Raw genomic sequence first — 22050 nt, 5'->3', positions numbered from 1 at the left:
CTTGTTCCCGATATTCGGCGTATTCGCCGGCCAAGCGCGGCAAGCGCGTCGCCGCTGCGCCCCGGTCAGGGCGTTTGGCCGGGAAGCGGGACCGCCTGCCCTTCCGAATTCGTCGCCGGAACGGAAGGCTGCGCGGGAGACGGGGAAACGGAGCCCGGTTCCGGGGAAGGACTGTTCGAAATATCTCCCCATTCCTGGCCGTTTCCGCCGGCATTGCCGCCGCCGTTGCCGCGTCCGTTGCCGTCTCCGCGGTTCCCGCGGCCGTTCCCGCGGCCGTTGCCTCGGTCGATTCCGTTCTCGTTGCCGCTCGGATTTCCGATCGCGTTGCCGCCGCCGTTGCCGATTTCCCCGTTGTTGTTGCCGGTTCCGTCGGTTATGGTGCCGTCTCCGGTGCCGTTGCCTTCATCCGGGTTGTCGGACGGAAGCCCCGTCCCTTCGTCCGGACTGGGCTCCGGCGACGTATCCAGCTCGGTCGTCACCTTGACGGTAACGCCGGCCGACGGCTTGCCTTCCAGGTTCAGCGCCGACGAATAAGCTTTGACGTAGTACGTATACGTCATCTCCGGCAAGATCGCCATATCCTCGTACGCGGGCTCGGCCGTTTCGGCCAGCAGGCTGAAGCCGGCTTCGCTCGCTTCCTTGCGGTAAATTTTGTAGGTGATGCCATCCCCCTCGACCGCGTTCCAGCTAAGCTCGACGGACACCTGCTGCGAATTGTAGTTCGCCGTAAGCCCGGTGACGGCTCCGGGGCCTTGCGCTTCCTTCTGAATGCCGCTCGGCTCGGGGAACGATTGCTTCTCGTAGTTTTTGAGCACCTTGGACATAACCTTGGAGAACAAGGCGGCGGCCTGGCCGCTGCTGTTCTTTACGTAATGGTCCTTGTCCGTCTTGTCGTACCCCATCCACACGGCGGCGGTCAGCTCCGGCGTATAGCCGACGAACCAGACGTCGCGGTTGCCCGCGGAATCTTTGATGCCCTTCAGCCCAAGCTGCGTCGTTCCCGTCTTGCCGGCAACCGTGCGTCCGCTGATTTTCGCCCGCTTGCCGGTGCCGCCCTCGACGACGCCTTTCAAAATGTCCGTCACGTAATAAGCGGTCTCTTCTTTCATGACGCGGTTGTTTTTGGGCGGTTTAAACTCGTATACGATATCGCCGGAAGCGTCCGTAATTTCCGATATGCTGTGCGGCGTCGGCAGCAATCCTCCGTTGGCGAAGGCGGCATAGGCCCGCGCCATTTGGATCGGCGTGACGCCGTGCGTAAGGCCGCCGAGCGCGATGGCGAGGTTGCGGTCGTCCGGTCCGAGCTCGATGCCGAGCCTGCCGGCAAATTCGACCCCGGTCTGGACGCCGATCTCGTTGAGCAGCCAGACGGCCGGCTGGTTGCGGGATTCGCGGATCGCTTCCTTCATGCTGACCGGTCCGATATATTTTCTCGCGTTGGAGTCGGTCGGGCAATATTTTCCGTTGTCGTAGCAGACTTTGTCGTCCCGCAGCGTCGACCAGGGGAACCAGTCGCCCGTTTCGATCGCCGGACCGTAGGAAACGATCGGCTTGAACGAGGAGCCCGGCTGGCGCTGGCTGGTGACCCGGTTCAGGTTCTTCGTGCTGTAATCGCGTCCCCCGGCTATCGCGACGATCGAACCGTCATGCTGGTTCAGAATCACCATCGAGCCCTGCATCGGGATGTCGTCTACGCTTTTCTCGAAATTGTCGGGATCGGCAAACGCATCCTCAATCGCTTCCTGAGCCTTCGTATCGATCGTCGCCTTGATCGTGTAGCCGCCCGCAAGCAGCTCTTCCTCGCTAATGCCCAGCACTTGCTGCGCCTCGTCGACGACGTAGTCGACGAACGCGGCGTAACGGGAGCTTTTCTCCGGCACGACGCTCGGATCGTATTCCGCGGCCATCGCCTCCTGCTTCTGCGCTTCGGTGATGTAGCCTTGCTCCTCCATCAAGGAGAGCACGACGGCGCGGCGTTCTTTCGATTTTTCCGGATTTTTCAACGGGTTGTAGGTGTTGGGCGCCTTCGGCATGCCGGCCAGCGTGGCGATTTGCCACAGCTTCAAATCTTCCAAGTCGTCGACGCCGAAATAATATTTGGCGGCCGTCTTGATGCCGTACTGGCCTCTGCCGAAATAAATCCGGTTCAAATACATTTCCAGAATTTCGTCTTTCGACTTGTGGTTTTCAAGCGCGAGCGCGATCGACGCCTCCGTTCCTTTGCGGAACAGCGTCTTGTCCGAACTCAGGAAAATGTTTCTCGCAAGCTGCTGCGTAATCGTGCTGGCGCCCTCGACGGCGCTGCGGGCGATCACGTCCTTGACGAGCGCGCGCGCAATCCCGAACAGATCGACGCCGCTATGCTCGTAGAACCGCTTGTCCTCGGTCGCGATGAACGCCTGCTGCACGAGCTTCGGGATTTTGCTGATCGGCACATATTCCCGGTTGCCCTCGGAGACGTACATCTTGGCCAGTTCATTGCCGTTTGCGTCCACGATGATCGAAGCCTTGTCCATATTGTTCAGCTTGTCTATATTCTGGCTGAGGATGCGCTCGCCGTTCAGGATGACCAGCAAGTATCCGACGACGGCGCAGACGGCTGCGAACAAAATGACGAACAACAGCCAGATCAGGCCGATTCTTCGTTTTTGTTTGGAACGGGACTTTGCGGGGCGTTTCCCGGCTTTTCCGGGCGAAGCTGTCTTTCTCATGGAGTATTTCCCCCTTTATTCACAGTCGGTTTCTCTGCTGTTGCCCGCACGGCTCAAAAGAAGGAGCAACCCGCCTAGGGGTTGCTCGGTGGCCGGTCTATTCAGGTTAGACGTAGTGTGGGGGCGAAAAGTTTCATTTTCCGCCGTGAACGGAGGCCCGATCAGGCTTCCGAACCCGAGTCCTGCTGTTGCAAGGATACGTTGCGCTGCGGCGTAAACGTGCTGATGGCATGCTTGTAGACCATCTGTTGACGGCCTTCGCTGTCAATGACAATCGTAAAATTGTCAAAAGCGCGCACCACGCCGCGGATTTGAAATCCGTTGGTCAAATAGACCGTAACCGGAATACTGTCTTTGCGAAGCTGATTCAGAAACGTATCCTGGATGTTAATGGACTTGTTCATTACCGGTAACCCCCATCGCCATAAAAGATTATTGACAAGTATATTCAAGATCGCAACGAAACTTTCCTGCTATTATAGCACAAATCTCCTCGAAAAGATTGCCGTCTTTTTCGCGGGCGTCCGCATGGACCCACGTCAGGTCCTTCATGCGGCGGAACCAGGACAGCTGGCGCTTGGCGAACCGGCGCGTATCGCGCTTCAGCAGCTCAACCGCGGTGTCCAGGTCCGTCTCGCCCGCCAGATAAGCCGCGATCTCCTTGTAGCCGAGCCCCTGCATCGCCACTGCGTCGCGCCGCACGCCCGCTTCGAGCAGCCGGGACACCTCGTCTACGAGCCCCTGCTCAAGCATTTGGTCGACTCTCAAATTGATGCGGCGATACAGCTCCGCCCGATCCATCGTCAGGCCGATGAGGCAAAGCTTATACGGGGACGTCTTTTCGTCTCCTCTTCTCTGGCTCTGAAGCTGCGAGAAAGGCACGCCGGCCGTTTCATAGACTTCCAGCGCGCGTACGACCCGGCGGACGTCATTCGGATGCAGCCTGGCTGCCGTCTCCGGATCCACGCCGGACAGCCGCTCGTGGAGGGCCTCCGCGCCATGCTCTTCCGCCCAGCGCTTCAGCTTCTCCCTCAGCGCAAGGTTCCCGCCTTCCTCGCTGAAGGCGTAGCCGTAGCAGACCGATTCGACGTACAGCCCGGTCCCTCCCACGATGAACGGCAGCTTGCCGCGCGCGTAAATGTCCCGTATCGCCTCCTCGCAGCGAGCCTTGAAATCGGCCACCGAAAACGGCTCGGCAGGATCGAGGATATCCAGCAGATGGTGCGGGATGCCGCGGCGAAGCTCCGGCGCCAGCTTGGCGGTGCCGATGTCCATCCCGCGGTACACCTGCATCGAATCGCCGCTGATGATTTCGCAGTTGAACGCCCGGGCGATCCTCAGGCTCAGGTCGGTTTTGCCTACCGCGGTCGGACCGACAAGCGCCAGCAGCGGCGGGCGCGTATCCCGGCCGGCTTCGCGGTCAATCGTTGTCGTCATGTATGTCTATCACTCCATATGCCACCGCGGAGCCGGAATGCCGGACGCGGCGAAATCCGAGCCGTTCGAACTGCCCGCTGCCGCGATGCTCTTTGAGGACGACGCGCTTGCGGGCCGCCCTGCGCGCCTCGCGCACCGCTTCCTCCGTCAAGGGCTCGTCCTTGGCGTGCGCCCGGAGCGGCTCCAGCGAGCTCGAAGATAGCACGGGGATCGTAAACATCGGATCGAAATACACGATGTCGACGCTGTTGTCCGGCAAGGCCGACAAATACGAGAAATGATCGGCGCAAACCGTTTCGATCCTCCGCATGGCGGCGTTGACGTCCGGAAGCTCCGTCTCGTATTCGCTCAAGCCTTCGCGCACGATCGCATGCAGCAGCGGCGAAGCCTCCAACGCCGTCACCCGCCCCCGTTCGCCGACGGCATAGGACAGCACGAGCGAATCGGAGCCGAGCCCCGCCGTGCAGTCCAGCACCCGGTCGCCCTCCTTCGCTCCCGCCGCTTCGACGAGCGCGTCGCCGCCTCCTTCGCGCAGTCGCTTGATGCGAATCAGCGCCATGCTCGGATGGTAAAACAACGGGGGCGCCCCGTCCGCAACAAACCGCAGCCCCTCGTTGCCGACGACGAGCACGCCGTCCGCGGCATCCGCGTATTTGCGCCTCATGCCGGCCAGCGTGTCGCGCCTTCTTTCCGCATAGCGGCACGAAAATTCCGCGGCGAGCCGCCGCGCCCTGGCGACAAGCCGCCCGTCCGGCCGCTCGGTTGTCGTCACGATCACGACATCACCCGCTTGAACATTTTCTCCAGTTCGTAGGTGCTGAAGCTGACGACGATCGGTCTGCCGTGCGGACACGTGAACGGCTGGCGGCAGCCGGCCAGCCGCCTAAGCAGCGCTTCTCCCGACTCGCGCGTCAGCGACTGGTTCGCCTTGATCGACGCCTTGCACGAGGTCAGGATCGACGCTTTCTCCCGCAGCTTGCGAAGATCGACGGACCGCTCCTTCAAAATCCACTCGGCCATCTCCCGCACGATATCCCCCTCGTCCCCTTCCGGAAACCAGTGGGGCACGGCCCGTACGATTAAGGTATTCCCACCAAATTCCTCCATGTATACGCCGACCTGCTCGAAAAGGTGGAGGCGGGTCCGCAGCAGGGCGAATTCGTCGGGCGCGAACGAAAGCGTAACGGGCAGCAGCAGCTCCTGGCTCGCATCCTGGGGGCGTCCAAATTTATCGAAAAAATACTCGTAGTTGATCCGCTCGTGCGCGGCGTGCTGGTCGATCAGGTACAATCCGTTTTCGTTCTGGGCCACAATGTACGTCCCGTGCAGTTGGCCGATCCAGTGCAGCTCGGGAAATTCCGCCTTCGGCTCCGAATCGGGCGGCGCATAGGCCGCTTCCCATACCCGCCGGTCGGGCGGGCTCGCCGGCCTGCCTTCCGCCGCGAAGGAGCCGTTTCCGCCGGCCGGAACGGCTCCCGAAGGCTGCGGCCCGGCGGGCCAGCCGTACGGCCTGCCCGCGGCGGCTTCCCGCGCGGCCGGGCCGGTTCCGTAGGCGAGCCTCCCGCCGGCCTCGCGCACCAGCGGGGCGTCCGCATTCCGGCGGACGGCTTCGCCGGCATCGGCCCCCGGCCGCTCCCCGGGCGACGCCCCGATCGATGCGGCCCCGGCCGCAGCCGGCGCGGCTGCCGAAGGGCCCGCCGCGCCGCCCAAACCGCCCAAACCGCCCGTACCGCGCGTACCGCCCGTGCCTCCCGCACCGACCGCATCGTTCGCATCGCTTGCGGCCGCATCGCGGAAGCGAAGCTGCTCCTGCACCCACGGAGGCGTCTTCGTCTGCCGCACCGCCGTTCCGGACGGAATGTACGCCCGCTCGCCGAGCGCCTTCCGCACGGCCTCCTCCACGAACGCGCGCAGTTCGTGCTCCTTGCTGAAGCGAACTTCCATCTTGGACGGATGGACGTTGACATCCAGCAAAGACGGATGCATCCGCAGATGAAGCACGGCCAGCGGATACCGGTTGACCGGCAGCAGCGTATGGTACGCCTGCAGCAGCGGCTGAACGATCGCGGCGCTGCGGATATAGCGGCCGTTCACCAGCACGGTGATCGCATTGCGGTTCGACCGGGTCTCCACGGGCATCGCCGTCAGTCCGCCGAGCGCGTAGTCGGGATGCTCGGCGGACAGCGGCACCATCGCCTTGGCCGCAGCGGTGCCGTAGATGGCGGCGACGACCTGGCGCAAGTCCCCGTTGCCCGGCGTGCGAAGCAGCGTCGAGCCGTTGTGGGTGAAAGTAAAGGCAATGTCGGGACGGGCCAGCGCCTGGCGGTACATTACGTCCGACAAATGGCTCAGCTCCGTCTGAACCGTCTTCATGTATTTCAACCGCGCGGGCGTGTTGTAAAACAGCTCGCGCACCGTCATATCCGTGCCCTTGGGCGCCGCGGCGTCCTCGTGGCGCTTGATCACGCCGCCTTCGATTTCCAGCACGCGGCCGAGGCCGCTCGAATCCGTCGCGCTGAGGCAGCGGACTTTGGCGACGGCCGCGATGCTCGGCAGCGCCTCGCCGCGAAAGCCGAGCGTGGCGATCTGGAACAGGTCTTTGCCGCTTGCGATTTTGCTCGTGGCGTGACGTTCGAACGCCGTCGGCAAATCCTCGGGCAAAATGCCGGAGCCGTTGTCCACGATCCGCAGCAGCGCAAGGCCGCCCTCTTCCGCGGTCACGTCGATGGTGGTGGCGCCGGCGTCCACCGCGTTTTCGATCAGTTCCTTCAGGACGGAGGACGGTCTTTCGACCACTTCGCCCGCGGCGATCTGGTTCGCCAGATGGTCGTCCAGCAGCCGAATGACGCCCATGCCGCACTCCCCCTTTTCTAACCGATAAGATATATGATAATGGCAATCGTTCGTATCCGAGCGGGTTGCCCGCCGCTAGATCATGCTCCCGCGTAGCCCAGCTTCAGCGTCCCGCCGCCGGAAGAAAAGGTCAAGCCGGGATACCACTTCGCCAGCAGCCTGACATCGATATAGGTCGAGCCGTTCTCGTTCAGCAGGCGCGAATCGGAAACGTTCACCTTGTGAACGGTCCCGCCGGACGTCCACCATACGGTTTTGGACGCCGCATCGTAGCGAAGGCTTGCGCCCACAAGCGCCGCCGCCAGCTTCGTGCCGACGTACCAGGTCCCTTTGCGCTGGACGGCCGCAAGCGGCTGCCCCATCCGCACGTTGTTGACGGTCACCGCGCCGTTGCCGACGGCAAGCGCCAGCTTTTTGCCGCCCGCCGAGCGGTAAGCGGCGATCAGCTGCTCCGCGGTGCCCGCGACCGCCATATCGGGCGTAAGGCCCGTCCCGTTCACCTTGCGTCCGTTCGGCGTGTAATATTCCTCGATCGTCACCTTGAGCACGCCGCCGGAGGACAGGGGAATCAACTGCTGGACGACGCCCTTGCCGTACGTCCGGGTGCCGATCAGCTTCGCGATGCCGTAGTCCTGCAAAGCGCCGGCGAACAGCTCCGAGGCGCTGGCGCTGTTGCCGTTGACGAGAATGCGAACGGTATAGTTTTTGCTCTGGCCTTGAACCGTTAGCGACTGATCCTTGCCGTCCCGGTCGATCAAGTGGGCCAGCACGCCGTTTTGGATGAACAGTCCGGCAATCTCTTTCGCCTGATCGATGTAGCCGCCGCCGTTGTCCCGCAGATCGATGACAAGTCCCTTTATCCCCTTCCGTTCGAGCTTGCCGAGCTCGGCCGCGAACTTGTCGTAGGCGTCCGAGGTGAAGCCTTCCAGCTTCAGGTAGCCGATGCCGTCGCCCATCCAAATGCCCGTCGCCGTCGGCAGCTGGATCGATTTGCGGACCATCGTGAACACGTGCGAGCCGGTGCTACGCGTAATGCCGATCGAGACGCTCGTTCCCTCCTCGCCCAGCAGCTGCCCCTGCAGCTCGGCCATCCCCATGTTGAGGGCCGATTTGCCGTTGACGGAGACGATTTTGTCGCCGGCGCGCAGTCCGGCCTGCTCGGCAGGGCTGCCCGCAATGACGTCTTCGACGTAAACCGCGCCGTTCTCCTGCACCATCCGGATGCCGACGCCGACGAACTTCTGTTCCAGTCCGCTCGAAAAAAGGGACCATTCCTCCTGCGTAAAATATTCCGTATACGGATCGTTTAACGACTCGACCATCCCCTTGATGGCCGCTTCGTCGAGCGAAGATTCCGAAGGCTTGCTGATGTGGTACTGCTCCAACAATTTGCGAACTTCATCGGCTTGCGCCGAGCTTTCCGCGAATGCGGAAGCGGACGCTCCCGTCAACAAGGCCGACGCGAGCAGCAAGGCTGCGATGCGGCGCATTAGCTTAATCGGCTTCAATGTGAATCCCCGCTCTCTACCAACAGATTTTTGATATCGTTCAGCCATTCCAGCGCCTGCAGCGGCGTCATGCGCATCACGTCCAGCTTGCGGAGCTTATCGAGCACTTTCTCTCCGTTGGGCGGGAGCGGTTTGCGCGGCCTCGGCGCAGGCTCGGCGTCCGCGAACATCGTCAGTTGAACCGGTTCGCCCAAGTCTTCTTCCGCCGGCTTCGCTCCCTCCGGCCGCACGGGCGCTTCAGCGGCGGCCTCCTGCCGCGCCGCGTCCGCGGGCTCCGTTCGGGACGCGTGCTCCGTTCGGGACGCGTGCTCCGTTCGGGCGCCTTCTTCCCGCGCGGGCGCCGCCTGCCGGCCGGCAAGCCGGGCTTCGCCTACGGCCGAGCCGGCCGCCTCCAGCAGACGGTACGCCCGCGACACGATCGACTCCGGCAAGCCGGCAAGCTGCGCGCAATAAATGCCGTAGCTGGAGTCGGCCGCCCCCGCGACCAGCTTCCGCAAAAACGTGACGCCGTCCGCGCTTTCCTTGACCGCCATGCAGCCGTTGCGCAGTCCGGCAAGCGACTGCTCCAGATGCGCCAGCTCGTGAAAATGCGTCGACACGAGCGCCTTGCAGCCGATCGTGTCGTGCACGTATTCGATGACCGCCTGCGCGATGGCCATTCCTTCGTCGGTCGACGTACCCCGGCCGAGCTCGTCGATGATGACGAGGCTGCGCTCCGTCGCCTGCTCGGTCATGATTTGGATGTCCTTCATTTCCACCATGAACGTGCTCTGCCCGCCGACCAGATCGTCGGCCGCGCCGATCCGGGTGAAAATCCGGTCGATCAGCGGCAGCTCCGCCCTCTTGGCCGGCACGAAACAGCCGATTTGCGCCATGATGACGATCATGGCCACCTGGCGCATGTACGTGCTCTTGCCCGCCATATTCGGACCGGTAATGAGCAGGATCGAGCCGTCTTCCTTGGTCAGAAGCGTATCGTTGGCGATAAACGCGGCGCCTTCGGCAACCGCCTCGACGACGGGGTGGCGGCCCTCTTCGATGCGCAGGTCGTAGCCGTCGTTCCAGACCGGCCTTGAATACCGGCGCTCCGCGCTCACCTCGGCCAGCGACTGCAGCACGTCCAGTGCGGACAGCTGCTCGGCGAGCCGCTGCAGCCGGGGGATCTCTCCGGCGATCCGGTCGCGCAGCGCGACAAAGATTTCGTATTCGAGATCCACCATCCGGTCCTCGGCTTCGAGAATGAGCGCTTCTTTTTCCTTCAGTTCCGGCGTGACGAACCGCTCCGCGTTCGCCAGCGTCTGCTTCCGCTCGTACCGGCCTTCGGGCAGCGCGCCGAGGTTCGCTTTCGTCACTTCCAGGTAGTAGCCGAAGACTTTGTTGAATCCGATTTTGAGCGATTTGATGCCGGTCGCTTCCCGTTCCTTCTGCTCAAGCTCGGCAATCCATTTCTTTCCGTTGACGCTCGCCTCGCGCAATTCGTCCAGCTTGGCATTGCAGCCCGGGCGAATGAGGCCGCCTTCGCGCAGCGCGACGGGCGGGTCGTCGGCGATCGTGGAGGCGATCGCCTCGGCGATGTCCGCGCAAGGGTCCATCGCTTCGGCCAGCCGGGCTAGCGGTCCCGATTCGAACTGGCCGCAGAGCGCGCGGATGTTCGGCACCTTCTGCAGCGACGTCTTGAGCGCGTTCAGATCGCGGGCGTTCGCCGAACCGTAGGCGATCCGTCCGACCAGCCGCTCCAGGTCGTATACATCGGCGAGCTCGCGGCGCAATTCCTCGCGCAGCATCCAGTTGCCGTACAGCGCCTCCACCGCATCCAGCCGTTCCTCGAGCTTGCGCTTGTCGAGCAGCGGCTGGTCGATCCAGCGCCGAAGCAGCCGCGCCCCCATCGAGGTTCGCGTCTTGTCCAGCAGCCAGAGCAGCGATCCGTTGCGCGAGCGGTCCCGGACCGTCTCGGTCAGTTCCAGGTTGCGGCGCGTAAACGCATCGAGCGCCATATACTGCTGCTGCTCGTACGTCTTGATTTGCCGCAGATGGACAAGCGAACGCTTCTGCGTCTCGCCGAGATAGGCGATCAGCTTGGCGACCGCCAGCATTCGCACCCGTTCATGGCGGTCCCACTGCTCGTGCGGGAACTGGTTGCGGAGCACCTCCAGCTCCGTTCCGTCCTGCGGCAGAGCCGTGCACAACAGCGAGCGGCCCGAGGCCGCGGACGCTTCCCGCATGCGCGCAAGCGCCGCTTCGTCTCCGACCGCTTCGCGCGGACGGTAGACGTTCAGCTCGTTTTTGACGGTTTCCCCGCTTGCGGGGAAAGAGGTCACGTACAGCTCGCCCGTCGTCAGGTCGCAGGCGGCCAGACCGAACTTTCCGTCCTCCTCCGCGGCTCCGACAATGAAGTTGTTGACGCCTTCGCCGAGCGACTTCGTCTCCATGACGGTGCCGGGCGTGACGATCCGGACGATCTCTCGCCGCACCATGCCTTTGGTCGTAGCGGGGTCCTCCATCTGTTCGCAAATCGCCACTTTATAGCCTTTTTCCACCAGCTTGACTATGTAGGTCTCGGCGGAATGATGGGGAACGCCGCACATCGGAATCCGTTCTTCCTGGCCGCCGTCGCGTCCCGTCAGCGTAATGCCGAGTTCGCGCGCCGCAATCAGCGCGTCGTCGAAGAACATTTCATAGAAATCGCCCAGACGGAAAAACAGCAGCGCATCCTGCGCCTCCGCCTTGATGGACAAATACTGCTGCATCATTGGGGTATATCCGGCCATTGCAACCTCCAGCGGATAACGGCATATTCGAATCGATTCTATCATTATAGCAAAAAAGAATGCGGACCGCTTCTTGCGGATCCGGCTTCCAGACGCGGCGATAACGGCGGCCGGGCTCCCCTTGGGCCCTTAAGATGGTACGCGCGTTTTTCCGAAAAGTAGCGATCGCTTTCCGCCTCGCTCCAAGCGCCTCTCCCTTCGGGCGCAAAGCGCGTTTGATAAATTTTATTTTTCAACATTAAAGAAAATAATAAATTCCAATTATGTCATTTTGGCCGTATACTCGTATCAAAATCATTCCCAATCGAAAGAGGGCGAAAAAAATGGCAAACGTAACCGGATTGGAAGGCGTTGTGGCGGCCGACACGGATATCAGCCTGGTGGACGGAGAAAACGGCCGCCTGGTGTACCGGGGATATGGGGCCAAAGAGCTTGCGGTTGCGAAACGTTTTGAGGAGGCCGCTTTTCTGCTATGGAACGGCAGGCTGCCCGAACGCGACGAACTCGAACAAGCGGAAAAACGAATGGCTACGCATAGAGAGCTCCCCGAACCGATTGCCCGCATCCTGGATGCGCTTCCCCCCGCGGCGCCGGTCATGAGCGCGCTTCAAACCGCGATCGCGGCCCTCGGCGCGCTGGAAGGCGACCAATGGCCTCCGACGGCCGCCCGGGCCGAACGGCTCACCGCCATCGTGCCGACGATCATCGCCTATTGGGCGCGCAAGGCGAAGGGGCTTCCGGCCGTGCAGCCCGAACCCCGGCTCGGCCATGCCGCCAATTATTTGTACATGCTGACCGGCAGACGCCCCGAAGAAGCGCACGTTCAGGCGCTGAACGCCTACCTTATCCTCTGCATGGAGCACGGCCTGAACGCTTCGACCTTTGCCGGCCGCGTCATCCTGTCGACGCAGTCGGACATGACCTCGGCCGTATGCGGCGCGGTCGGGGCGATGAAAGGCCCGCTGCACGGCGGAGCGCCGTCCGAAGTCGTCGCGATGCTGGAGGCGATCGGCACCAAGGAGCGGGCCGAGCCCTGGATGCGAAGCGTGCTGGAGCGCGGCGGACGCCTGATGGGATTCGGCCACCGGATTTACAAAACGAAAGATCCGCGCGCCGAAGCCCTTCGGGAAGTGACGCTGCGGTTGACCGGCCGGGACCCGGCGTTCGATCTCGCCGTTTTTGTCGAGCAAACGGCCATTCGCCTGCTGGAAGAATACAAGCCCGGCAGGCGGCTGTATACGAACGTGGAGTTTTATGCCGCGGCGATTTTGCGCGCCGTCCGGATTCCCGCCGAACTGTTTACCCCCACTTTTACGGCGGGGCGAATGGCGGGGTGGACGGCCCATTTGCTGGAGCAGGCGAGCGTCAACCGCATCTTCCGGCCGCAGTCGGTCTATACCGGACCGATGCCGCTAGCTGAAGGCGGCGAACCGGAGCGCAACGCAACGCGTTGATCCGCCCGCCGTCGTCCGCCGCTTCGGGGCTGGCATCCCTTCCGTTCGCGCATCCGGGCTCCCGTTCGCGCCGTGTCCGTCCGTCTCAGGTGAAGATCTTCCATTTGACCCGCAGGTCGGCGCTTTCGTCCCAGCGCTTGCCTTCGGCGATTGCCCTAAACAGCGGGTCGATATCTTCCCGGTAGCGGGCGTAGCCGCTTGTCGCCGCGATCGCCCGGCGGATGCGCTCGAAGCCGGCGAGCAAAAGCGCCCGGTCGCCGCCGTAGAACGCGTCGCGCATCGCGTCGTCGTCGAGCGGCCGGTAAGGCGCCAATTCGCGTGAGCATTCGGCGGCGACTTTGGCGAGCGCCAGCGTCCCGCGCGCGAGCAGCGGCGAGACAAGCCAGCTCGGCGGCACGCGGTATTCGAAGCCGCCGTACGGCTTCGGGCGGAAATCGCCGAGCGCGCCGTAGCGCGGCCGCCGCCTTGCGGCAGCCGGCGGCTCCAACAGCCTAAGCGGCAGCGCGACGGCGTTGTCGAGCGCGCGAAGCCGCTCGGCGGTCAGCGCCACGCCGCTGAAGTGCAGGTGCCCGCCCAGCGGAATGCCGCTGACGGGCAGCGCGCCGGCGCGAAACGTAAGCGCCGCGCCGGACGTGCGCCGCGAAGCTTCGGCGAGCAACCGCCGCAGCCTCGCGGCGAGGGCCCGCGGCTCCGCGGACGGCGCGGGCCGCAGTTCCGCGAGCGGCCAGCGCAGCACGCCGCCGATCACCACGCTGTCGCAGCCGACGTCGCCGCGCGGCGGAAAAAACCGCGCCGCAGGGACCAGTTTCCCCTGCGGAGTCAACAGCACAAACTCGGGATCGGCGCCAAGCGTGGCGCGCGCGCCCGCCCCCGTTTCCCGGCGCCAGTCCGCCGCAAACGCGGCCGCGGCCGCGGCAACCCTATCGGCGGCCGACGCCGAGCCGAGCTTCACGTCCGGCGTGATGCGGGTGATCATGCCTTCTCTTCCTCTCGCATCCACTTCCCAGCCCACCGTCCCCATGTCCAGCCCCAGCGCATAAAGCGCGCGGGCGGAGGAACGGGCCAACCTGCGCCGCAGCTCCCTGCCGGCGTCCGACTCGTCCGGCCACGGGTCCATATCGACGGCCTCCAGCCCGAAGACCGTTACGGCAAAACGCCGGCTGGCGCGGGCAAGGCCGTCCTCCCTCTCTCTCCCTCTCTTCGGTCCGCGCCTTTCTCCGTCACGTGCAGGAATGTCTCCGGATTCGGCGGAACCCCATGCCGTGCGAAATCCTTCGCGGCGCAGCCTTCTGCCGATTTCCCGCCGTCCGAGCGCCGACACCGCCTCCGCATGCTCGTTCCAGATCCACGCGCCCTTTGCCGCATTCGCTTGTCCAAACAGACCTGCGGGCCGCTTCCCGATTGTCAGGACGGCATCGTTCGCTCCGATCCGCTCCTCCGGCGTCCACGCGCAAAGTCCGGCGCCGCATAGCCGTTCCACCAGCTTCCGGCTTGCATTCAGCCATACTTTTCCCGCCGCTCCGTCCCCGTTCACGGTTCTCCCCCTTCGGATGCAATACGGGAAGGGCCGTCCCGCCGGCGAACAAACGCCGAAACCGGATGACCCTTCCCTGTTTGCCCCCTCATGCGCTCCGTTCGCCCTTTTCCGGAACCGGCGTTCCGGATTCCGCGCGCTGACCGCATGGCCTGAAATGGGCTGCCGATTTGTTCCCGACCGGGCACCCGCCCTCGACAATCCGCTCGCATAAGCATAGATTTAAGTACCGCCCTGATCCGGGCCGCTTACAAATCGTCTTCCAGCAAATCCGAATCCAGATCGTCGAAGTCGCCTTCCGCGTGCCCAAAGTCGGCATCCTTCTCGTCATCCTCAAAGCCGCTCGGATCGACGATGACCACGACTTTCGTCTCGGCGATCATCTCGACGGAAAACTCGCGTTCAACCCGAATCAGCACGGACGTGCCGTTCGAACTGATCGTCGCTTCCACGCAGTTCGGTTCCTGCGTCGCTTCCGCGGACACTTCCTCCGTCGAGGAGCGGTGCTTCGGGTCCACGTACGACAGCGGCACATGCTCCACGTAGGAGACGGTTTCTTTGGCTACGTCGGTTTGCGAGTTTTTGCTGTAAGAATACCAGATGTTAATATCGTAAGACCCGACGACCTCGATGCCATCCCCCGATTTGACCGCTTCGTATTGATGATTGATGATCCATGCCCCCAGAATGCTGGAAGGATGATGCGGCGGCGTCACGGTATGGGTAACTGCCTGAAATTTCCGGCCTTTGCCGCAAACTGCTTTCGTGATGATTTCCCTGCGCTGCAGCCGTTTATCCGCAATAGCCATTCGATAGACCTCCTCCATACGTTTCAAGTCAATTAAGTCTATGCAGGACATTCGTCTAGAGTGACAAAAAAGTATCCGCGCACACAGGCTTCGTTTTCATTTTATGGCCCCCCTCAGGCAAAAAGAACGGGACGCGTCCCGCCCCCAAAGAGCGTGAAGCGTCCCGATTCGTTTAACCAAGCCGGTAAATATCCTTGTATTTCGTTTCAAGATAATCGCACAAATAAGAAGATTGAAGCGGCTCGCCGCTGATGCGCTCGATAATCTCGGACGGCTTAAGCAGCTTGCCGTGCCGGTACACCTGTTCCGTCAGCCATTCCTTGAGCGGCAGCAGATCCCCGGCGGCGATCCGTTCGTCCAAATCCGGCAGCTTGCGCTTTGCGGTGTTCATGATCTGGGCCGCGTACATATTTCCGAGCGAATAGGAAGGAAAATAGCCGAACGAACCGCCCGACCAGTGCACATCCTGCAGCACGCCATTCGCGTCGCTGTCCGGGACGATGCCCAGCGCTTCCTTATACTTGGCATTCCAGACCTCGGGCAAGTCGCGGACCGGCAAACTTTCGTTAAACAGCATTTTTTCGATCTCGTACCGGATCATGATATGCAGATTGTAGGTCAATTCGTCCGCTTCGATCCGAATGAGCGACGGCTCCACCACATTGATGCCGCGATAGAACGCCTCGGCGCTCACCCCGTCCAGCTGTCCGGGAAAATGGCGCTGAAGCTCGGGGAAGTACCGCTGCCAGAACCCCCGGCTGCGGCCGACGATGTTCTCCCACAGCCGGGACTGGGACTCGTGAATGCCCATCGAAGTCCCGCCGGCCAGCGGCGTTCCCGCAAGGGAAGGATCGATATTTTGCTCGTAGAGCGCGTGGCCGCCTTCGTGGATGGTCCCGAACAAGGCGCTGGTCGGATCGTTCAGCAAATACCGGGTCGTAATGCGCACATCTCCCGGATTCAAGCCGGTCGCGAACGGGTGAACGCTCTCGTCGAGCCGGCCGGCTTCGAAATCGTAGCCCATTTCCTTCAAAATGTACAGGCTGAACCGCTTTTGCGCCTCCACCGGGAAGGTTCCCTGCAGGAACGAGGTGTCGGGACGTTCGCCCTGCGTCGCGATCGCCTCCGCGAGCGGCACAAGCCTTGCCCGAAGCTCGCCGAACAACCGGTCCAGCTCGGCCGTCGTCATATCGGGCTCATACATATCCAGCAGCGTATCGTACGGCGTTTGCCCGGCTCCCCAAAGCTCGATGAACCGGCGGTTGTAGTCTACGATTTTCTCCAGATAAGGGGCGAATCCCGGAAAATCGTTGTTCGCTTTCGCTTCTTCCCAAGCCGATTCCGCACGGGAGGTAAGCACGACGTATTCCCGGTACAGTTCCGGCGGAAGCTTGCGGTTGCGTTCGTACTCCTTGAGCGTCTCCTTCACGAGCCGTTTGTCCGCTTGGCTTAAGTTGTTGTATGTATGTTCCTCCGACAACCGGCTCAGCAGCTCGCCCATCTCGTCCGAAGTCGCGATGCGGAATATTTCGGCGGACAGCGTTCCGACGGCTTCGGACCGCAGCTCAATTCCTTTGCGCGGAGCGCCCGTCCTCATATCCCAATAAACGACGCCCAGAATTTCCTCGTACTGCTTCACCTTGCGGGTTAACTCGTGAAACCGCTTCAGTTCGTCCGATTGAACGCTTGCCGCTTCCATATTCGATCCATCCTTTCCGGGTCATATTTGTTTCCCCTTGATCATACCTCCCCGGAATTCTATAATCAACATAATTGACTTGATGGACTTGACCGGCTATCGCCGCGTACAAGAAACCGGGAGGTGCGCCATGATCAAAATCCGCTGGAGCGACAGCGCCCTGGAGGCGCTGCGGGCGAAATTCGGACCCGAACCGACGGTATGGAAGCTGATGTACGATACGGAAGGGTGCGGCTGTGCCGTAAACGGCGTGCCTGCGCTGTGGGCAATTGAAGCGCCGAGGCCGGACGACGTGAAAGCGGACAGCGGGCAGGTCGAACTCTGGTACGAGAAGCGTCACGAGGTGTTTTTCGACGAAGAGTTAAGGGTGGATTACGATCCCGCTAACCGCCGTTTCCGGCTTGCGAGCGACAGCCAGATTTATACGGACAGGCTGAGCGTAACCGACCGCAGAAACGCCCGGATTCCAAATTAGAGCAAAGGGACTACTTCCGCTGGCTTAAAGGTTTCGACAACGTTCGGGGGAACGTGGAAAACAGCGCGGATAGCAGCGTGGAAAGCAGCGTGGAAAGCAGCATGGATAGCAGCGTGGATCGCATACGCCAGCATCCGCTGCTGCCGCCGGGACACCGGTGCCCGGCTTGATCAGAGCCCCGGCGACGAGCGAGCTTGAGCCGGCAACGGACGGCTATCCATATGGGGAGCGGCGGCAGAAGCCGGACGCGGAAAAGGATGGGGCAACCGGCCTACGGGCATGGCGGCCCCTTTTTTCGCTTTTATCCGGTATCCCGTTCACTCAGGTTGAGTCCGATAGCCATGTGGGAGCACTGCAGAAGACCCATTTTACGTCCCTTTTATCCGATATCCCGTTCGCTCAGGTTGAGTCCGATAGCCAGGAGGGGAGCACTGCAGAGGACCCATTTTATGTCCTTTTTATCCGATATCCCGTCCACTCAGATTAAGCCCGGCAGCCCAGGTGGACGCACTGCAGAGGACCCATTCCACGTCCCTTTTATCCGGTATCCCCTTCGCTCAGTTTGGGCCCGGCAGCCGGGTCGGGGGTCAACGGGCGGGCGGTCCGTCCCGGGATGGGTGACGCTGGTTGCAAGCAACCCTCCCAGCCTCTTCAATACCTCAACGAACATCGTGCCAACGTTGCTGACGATTTTCGACCTCTCATGCTATGGATGTGCACGATTCGAACGGCGGCCGCCGATTTTCTGATTTCGTACGTTACCGAACGGATGTCCCGGGTTCCACATCTTTTTCCTTCCTGACGGAAAGGGATACCCAATAAAAGAAGGGAAATCGGAGCAAAAACACCGCGAGAAGCCGGCGCGCAACGCCGTAGAAAGCCAAAAGACCGATATCTGCCAAAAAGCCGCGGAAAACGGATAGCCGTGTTTCCGGCCGCGGCGGATTTACTTCCGCTCCCCCCCGGACGCGGCGCGAAAAGCGGCGGCCGCCTTGCGGGCGGCGACGACGTCGGTGCGGTCCCGCGTCAGATGGCGGTGAACGATCTCGCCAGGCGCCTGTTGCCCCGGCGACGCCCAAATCCAGCCTTTTTCCGCGCAGCGGGCTTGCGCAAGGCGCAGCAGCTCCGGATCGGCGATCGGCAGCTCGAAATCCTCGTACCGGACCCCTTCCGGTCCGCCCCACGCCTGCGCCCTTTCCTTCAGCATTCGGGCGAGGCGCTCGCCGTCAAGGCCCAGCCTGTCCATCAGCCGCGGCTGAATCTCTTCCGCCGCCTTGATCAACAGCTTGTAGGCCCCGGCTCCGTTGCCTCTTCTCGCATGGTACTGCACGACCGCGATCCGGATGAGCACAAGCCAGCAACCCCAAAGCTCCGAACCGGACGTTTTTTTCCAATATTCCTCCATAATTTCATGGCACTCGAAAAAATCGCGGGAACCGAAATATTCCGCCAAATAATCGATATAGGCTTCGGGATACGTGTGGGCCATTGTGTATTGTAACTCCTCAAGAGCAATGTTCTTTCCTTATTAAACAGCATATCGCAAACGGATGAAATCGGCATCTTAAAAAAATGAAACCACTGTCTTCCTGTGCCGTAAATAGACTGTACACCACACATCATTGTCGCAGGGGGAATCACCGTACTATGTGGAAAAAGTTGCTGCTCGTTCTCAGTTTGTTCGCCTTTACGGTCGCTGTAACCGTTCCGGCTGACTCTGCCGACGCCGCGAGAAAATCGTTCGGCAGGAAGTCTTTCACGCAAACCCCGTCCAAAGCGCAAGACAACGTGCAAAGCAGTTCGAGCACCAGTTCCAAATCGTCCAGTACGTCGGCGACCTCGACTTCGAGCCCGTCGACCAGCCGCGGCTTTTTCAGCGGCGGAAGCTTTATGAAAGGCTTGATGGTGGGCGGCCTGGCCGGGTTGCTGTTCGGAGGACTGTTTGGCGGAATGGGCTTCTTCGGCGATATTCTCGGCCTGATGGTCAACGTGCTGGCGATCATCGCCCTGGTTGCGATTATCCGCGCCGTCTTCGCGGCGATCCGCAAGCGTCGCGAGGAGCAACGCCGTCCGCAGGATGTCCGCAGGTGGTAATCCGCTATGCGCATTACGATGGACGAGATTGTCAACGCCGTTTGCCTGCATATGGCCGAAAGGTATGAGGTTCCCGTCACGGCCATCGAAGTCGAGCTGTCCTGGGAAGAGCACGAAGGCTTCACGGCGGAGGTATGGATTCAAGGCCGCAGCCGCTACCTGGTCGAAGCGAACTTGAAGGAAGCGATTATGCGCTATATGCTGACCGAGTACAATCAGCGCGTATACCCTTCTCAAATTACGCTTTATGCCGATGACGAGGTGTGGGCGGAGATTACCGATTAACTGCAAATCACCGGTTAAATGCCGATAGCCGTCTCAAAAGAAAGGACTGCCCCGCTGGGCAGTCCTTTCTTTGTCTTATGTCTTGCTTAACCCATGCGCCGACAGGAAATCCGGTTACCAAGCGTAAGCTTGGGGCGCTTCGCCGCCGGGGCCGGGGAAAATTTCATCCAGCCGCTTCAGCGTTTCTTCATCCAATTCGATTTCGACGGCCCGTAAAGCCGAGTTCAGCTGCTCGAGCGTCCGCGGCCCGATGATCGGGGCGGTCATGGCCGGATGGTGAAGGGTCCAGGCAAGCGCGATGTTCGCCTCGCTTTCCCCGATTTCCCGCGCCAGCTTCTCGAACGCTTCCAGCTGCGCCCGATACTTGGCCGTGCGCTCCGGATCGTTCGCTCTGCGGGAACCCGGCACGGGCCTTAGCGCATTGCCGCTGAGCAAACCGCCGTCCAGCGGGCTCCAGGCGATTACGCCGATGCCAAGCTCCTGAGCCGCCGGCAGCACTTCCAGCTCCGGCAGCCTGCAGAGCAGACTGTATTTATGCTGCTCGGACACAAGACCGAGCATATTGCGTTTGGCCGCTTCATACTGCGCCTTCACCAGATCGCGGCCGGCAAAGTTGCTCGAGCCCGCGTATCCGATCTTGCCTTGATAAAGCGCCACGCTGTAAGCTTCCCATATTTCGTCCCACGAGACATTGCGGTCGACGTGATGCATTTGATACAACTCTACATGATCCGTCTGCAGCCGGCGCAGCGATCCTTCCAGATGGCGCCGGAGCTTGTAGGCCGACAGCCCGCGTTCGTCGTTGGGACCGTCGAGCGGATCCCACATCGTGCCGTAGAACTTGGTTGCCAGCACGACTCTCTCCCGCCGTCCGCCGCCCTGCGCGAACCAGCGTCCGATAATTTCTTCCGTTCTTCCGGGATTCTCGCGACCGCCGTACCCGTTGGCCGTATCGAAGAAGTTGATGCCCGCATCCAGCGCGGCGTCCATAATCCGGAACGCTTCCTTCTCGTCCGTATGGACGCCGAAATTCATCGTTCCCAGACACAGCTTGCTCACCTTCAAGCCCGATCGTCCAAGATAAGTGTACTTCATTGCTTTCGCTCCTCTCCCAATCGGAATCCTCTTTCATTGTAAGCGAATCGGATGCAGAATCAAGAGGGCAAGTTGTCGAACGGCGACTTCTTTAAGGCGGCATCCGACGGATTTCAACCGGTTGAGGGTCCCGCCGCATCCCCCGCACGAATGGGCACTTCGTCAAGCTGCGCGGCCAATTGCTCGGCCGTATGGACGGGAGCCTGGCAGGCAAAGCTGCGGCACGCGTAGGCCGTTGCCCTGCCGTCCAGCGCGGTTTTGTCCGCCAGCGCCGGAAACGCCTTCCGCAACGCCTCTCCCTCTTCTCCCGCGCGCGAAGCCCCCGCCGATATGGTCGCGGATGCCCCCCATCGCCATGGCGTCCAGCGTGCGAAGGGCCATGTCCAGCGCCTTGCGCTCCCCGAACCGCCGGCTGTACGCCATCAGGAACAAAAGATTGTGCGGCGACGGGAATTTCGGCGCACCCCCAAACCCGCCATACTCCGAATCGAACGAATTCGCATACGTTTCGTAGGTGACGTGCGCGAACCGGTCGTCCCATTTCGCATCTATGCCCGCCTTCTGGCGCCTGTTCAGCGCCTCCTCCAGCTCCCGTCCGGACCGGATCAGCTCGTCCGGATTCTCCTTCCACATCTCGCGGATCCGGTCCAATATCTCCATCAGCCCGTACCGACCCATCGTCCTCCGGTTCGGAAAATAGGTCCCGGCAAAAAAAGGCTGCTGGTCCGGCGTCAGCACCACGGTCAGCGGCCAGCCCCCGCTCCCCGTAAACGCCTGGCACACCGCCATATAAAGATGGTCGATATCCGGACGTTCCTCCCGGTCGACTTTGATCGATACGAACGATTCGTTCAGCAGCCGGGCCACTTCCTCGTCCTCGAACGACTCGCGTTCCATCACGCGACACCAATGGCACATTATTATATTGTTCAAAGAATATAATAAAACCCTCCAGACTTGAAGGGCGTAATAATATGTATGGTGCGGTTGAGAGGACTCGAACCTCCACGGGGTGTTAGCCCACACGGACCTGAACCGTGCGCGTCTGCCAATTCCGCCACAACCGCATGGTAAATATTAACTTGACTGCTTTCATTTAGTCGAGGTAATCTCGACACACGAGCCGCGCTAAATATTTCCGCGCTAATCACCGACAAAAGCGCGGGGATCAAAAACGGCTCGAAAAATCCGTGTTAAGTGCGGCTTGCAAGAGACTAGCGCGGTGGCATTTTCCCAAGAAGCCTTATGTGGTGCGGCTTCTTCGGCATTCGGCGCGTTGAATTCGAGCCTCGCTAAAACCTGAATCCAGCGCGTCTGCCAATTCCGCC

17 protein-coding genes and 1 tRNA gene are annotated in these 22050 nt (G+C 61.6%); 4 read left to right on the top strand and 14 right to left on the bottom strand.

All coding sequences use genetic code 11. From position 1 onward, the window contains the following. Positions 1 to 65 precede the first annotated feature (65 nt). The 7 genes from F560_RS0112855 to mutS form a co-directional block, all read right to left on the bottom strand. Positions 66 to 2711, bottom strand: a complete 2646-nt coding sequence (locus F560_RS0112855; RefSeq protein WP_019006141.1) for a transglycosylase domain-containing protein — start codon at positions 2709 to 2711, stop codon at positions 66 to 68. Positions 2712 to 2872: 161 nt separating this feature from the next. Then, on the bottom strand, positions 2873 to 3115 hold the full coding sequence (gene hfq / locus F560_RS0112850) for an RNA chaperone Hfq (RefSeq protein WP_019006140.1): 243 nt from the start codon (positions 3113 to 3115) through the stop codon (positions 2873 to 2875). Positions 3116 to 3143: 28 nt separating this feature from the next. After that, a complete protein-coding gene (gene miaA / locus F560_RS0112845) occupies positions 3144 to 4148 on the bottom strand; it encodes a tRNA (adenosine(37)-N6)-dimethylallyltransferase MiaA (RefSeq protein ID WP_019006139.1) in 1005 nt (334 codons plus the stop codon). Beyond that, entirely contained in the window at positions 4132 to 4926 is a 795-nt protein-coding gene (locus F560_RS0112840) for a class I SAM-dependent methyltransferase (RefSeq protein ID WP_019006138.1), read from the bottom strand. The genes miaA and F560_RS0112840 overlap by 17 nt, the downstream gene beginning before the upstream one ends. Continuing rightward, positions 4923 to 7001 carry a DNA mismatch repair endonuclease MutL gene (mutL, locus tag F560_RS0112835; protein ID WP_019006137.1) on the bottom strand — a complete coding sequence of 693 codons (2079 nt, stop codon included), beginning with the start codon at positions 6999 to 7001 and terminating at the stop codon, positions 4923 to 4925. Before mutL ends, F560_RS0112840 begins: the two co-directional genes overlap by 4 nt. An 80-nt stretch (positions 7002 to 7081) precedes the next feature. Further along, on the bottom strand, positions 7082 to 8509 hold the full coding sequence (locus F560_RS23245; protein ID WP_019006136.1) for a S41 family peptidase: 1428 nt from the start codon (positions 8507 to 8509) through the stop codon (positions 7082 to 7084). Further along, a complete protein-coding gene (gene mutS / locus F560_RS0112825; protein ID WP_019006135.1) occupies positions 8506 to 11277 on the bottom strand; it encodes a DNA mismatch repair protein MutS in 2772 nt (923 codons plus the stop codon). The genes F560_RS23245 and mutS overlap by 4 nt, the downstream gene beginning before the upstream one ends. Positions 11278 to 11600: 323 nt before the next feature. Here mutS and F560_RS0112820 point away from each other — a divergent pair, with 323 nt between their 5' ends. Further along, the gene (locus F560_RS0112820) at positions 11601 to 12731 is read left to right on the top strand and encodes a citrate synthase/methylcitrate synthase (protein WP_019006134.1); all 1131 of its coding nucleotides are present in this window, start codon (positions 11601 to 11603) and stop codon (positions 12729 to 12731) included. A gap of 85 nt (positions 12732 to 12816) precedes the next feature. Here the strand turns inward: F560_RS0112820 and F560_RS23235 are convergent, their stop codons facing one another. The 3 genes from F560_RS23235 to F560_RS0112805 form a co-directional block, all read right to left on the bottom strand. Then, a complete protein-coding gene (locus F560_RS23235) occupies positions 12817 to 14265 on the bottom strand; it encodes a putative amidoligase domain-containing protein (protein ID WP_019006133.1) in 1449 nt (482 codons plus the stop codon). A gap of 248 nt (positions 14266 to 14513) precedes the next feature. Then, positions 14514 to 15074: an outer spore coat protein CotE gene (locus F560_RS0112810; protein WP_019006132.1), complete on the bottom strand. Its 561-nt coding sequence runs from the start codon at positions 15072 to 15074 to the stop codon at positions 14514 to 14516. A gap of 172 nt (positions 15075 to 15246) precedes the next feature. Next, a complete protein-coding gene (locus tag F560_RS0112805) occupies positions 15247 to 16773 on the bottom strand; it encodes a carboxypeptidase M32 (RefSeq protein ID WP_019006131.1) in 1527 nt (508 codons plus the stop codon). A 130-nt stretch (positions 16774 to 16903) separates the two neighbouring features. On the opposite strand from F560_RS0112805, the gene F560_RS0112800 reads away from it, so the two are divergent. Continuing rightward, positions 16904 to 17248: an iron-sulfur cluster biosynthesis family protein gene (locus F560_RS0112800; RefSeq protein WP_019006130.1), complete on the top strand. Its 345-nt coding sequence runs from the start codon at positions 16904 to 16906 to the stop codon at positions 17246 to 17248. A gap of 946 nt (positions 17249 to 18194) precedes the next feature. Here F560_RS0112800 and F560_RS0112785 read toward each other — a convergent pair. Then, a complete protein-coding gene (locus F560_RS0112785) occupies positions 18195 to 18737 on the bottom strand; it encodes a DUF309 domain-containing protein (RefSeq protein ID WP_019006127.1) in 543 nt (180 codons plus the stop codon). 158 nt (positions 18738 to 18895) lie between these two features. Here F560_RS0112785 and F560_RS0112780 point away from each other — a divergent pair, with 158 nt between their 5' ends. Further along, on the top strand, positions 18896 to 19342 hold the full coding sequence (locus F560_RS0112780) for a hypothetical protein (RefSeq protein ID WP_019006126.1): 447 nt from the start codon (positions 18896 to 18898) through the stop codon (positions 19340 to 19342). A gap of 6 nt (positions 19343 to 19348) precedes the next feature. Next, positions 19349 to 19627: a DUF2653 family protein gene (locus tag F560_RS0112775; RefSeq protein ID WP_019006125.1), complete on the top strand. Its 279-nt coding sequence runs from the start codon at positions 19349 to 19351 to the stop codon at positions 19625 to 19627. Between the two features lie 114 nt (positions 19628 to 19741). Here F560_RS0112775 and F560_RS0112770 read toward each other — a convergent pair whose 3' ends face one another. From F560_RS0112770 to F560_RS0112760, 3 genes are all read right to left on the bottom strand, one after another. Then, a complete protein-coding gene (locus tag F560_RS0112770) occupies positions 19742 to 20722 on the bottom strand; it encodes an aldo/keto reductase (RefSeq protein ID WP_019006124.1) in 981 nt (326 codons plus the stop codon). A gap of 162 nt (positions 20723 to 20884) precedes the next feature. Next, on the bottom strand, positions 20885 to 21619 hold the full coding sequence (locus F560_RS0112765; RefSeq protein ID WP_026298254.1) for a DUF255 domain-containing protein: 735 nt from the start codon (positions 21617 to 21619) through the stop codon (positions 20885 to 20887). Between the two features lie 82 nt (positions 21620 to 21701). Then, a tRNA-Leu gene (locus tag F560_RS0112760) sits at positions 21702 to 21789 on the bottom strand. Positions 21790 to 22050 lie beyond the last annotated feature (261 nt).

This window comes from Cohnella laeviribosi DSM 21336, assembly GCF_000378425.1.
GTDB classification, from domain to species: domain Bacteria; phylum Bacillota; class Bacilli; order Paenibacillales; family Paenibacillaceae; genus Cohnella; species Cohnella laeviribosi.
The sequence above is the reverse complement of the archived record's forward strand: the minus strand, read 5'-3'. Positions and strand labels throughout refer to the sequence as shown.

Bases quoted from the DNA above. Each gene is read 5' to 3' on its own strand.
- F560_RS0112785 (WP_019006127.1), bottom strand. From the start codon at position 18,737: ATGGCCCACACGTATCCCGAAGCCTATATCGATTATTTGGCGGAATAT.
- mutS (WP_019006135.1), bottom strand. From the start codon at position 11,277: ATGGCCGGATATACCCCAATGATGCAGCAGTATTTGTCCATCAAGGCG.
- F560_RS0112820 (WP_019006134.1), top strand. From the start codon at position 11,601: ATGGCAAACGTAACCGGATTGGAAGGCGTTGTGGCGGCCGACACGGAT.
- hfq (WP_019006140.1), bottom strand. From the start codon at position 3,115: ATGAACAAGTCCATTAACATCCAGGATACGTTTCTGAATCAGCTTCGC.
- F560_RS0112765 (WP_026298254.1), bottom strand. From the start codon at position 21,619: ATGGAACGCGAGTCGTTCGAGGACGAGGAAGTGGCCCGGCTGCTGAAC.
- F560_RS0112810 (WP_019006132.1), bottom strand. From the start codon at position 15,074: ATGGCTATTGCGGATAAACGGCTGCAGCGCAGGGAAATCATCACGAAA.
- F560_RS0112805 (WP_019006131.1), bottom strand. From the start codon at position 16,773: ATGGAAGCGGCAAGCGTTCAATCGGACGAACTGAAGCGGTTTCACGAG.
- F560_RS0112855 (WP_019006141.1), bottom strand. From the start codon at position 2,711: ATGAGAAAGACAGCTTCGCCCGGAAAAGCCGGGAAACGCCCCGCAAAG.
- F560_RS0112800 (WP_019006130.1), top strand. From the start codon at position 16,904: ATGATCAAAATCCGCTGGAGCGACAGCGCCCTGGAGGCGCTGCGGGCG.
- F560_RS0112770 (WP_019006124.1), bottom strand. From the start codon at position 20,722: ATGAAGTACACTTATCTTGGACGATCGGGCTTGAAGGTGAGCAAGCTG.
- miaA (WP_019006139.1), bottom strand. From the start codon at position 4,148: ATGACGACAACGATTGACCGCGAAGCCGGCCGGGATACGCGCCCGCCG.
- F560_RS0112780 (WP_019006126.1), top strand. From the start codon at position 18,896: ATGTGGAAAAAGTTGCTGCTCGTTCTCAGTTTGTTCGCCTTTACGGTC.
- mutL (WP_019006137.1), bottom strand. From the start codon at position 7,001: ATGGGCGTCATTCGGCTGCTGGACGACCATCTGGCGAACCAGATCGCC.
- F560_RS0112775 (WP_019006125.1), top strand. From the start codon at position 19,349: ATGCGCATTACGATGGACGAGATTGTCAACGCCGTTTGCCTGCATATG.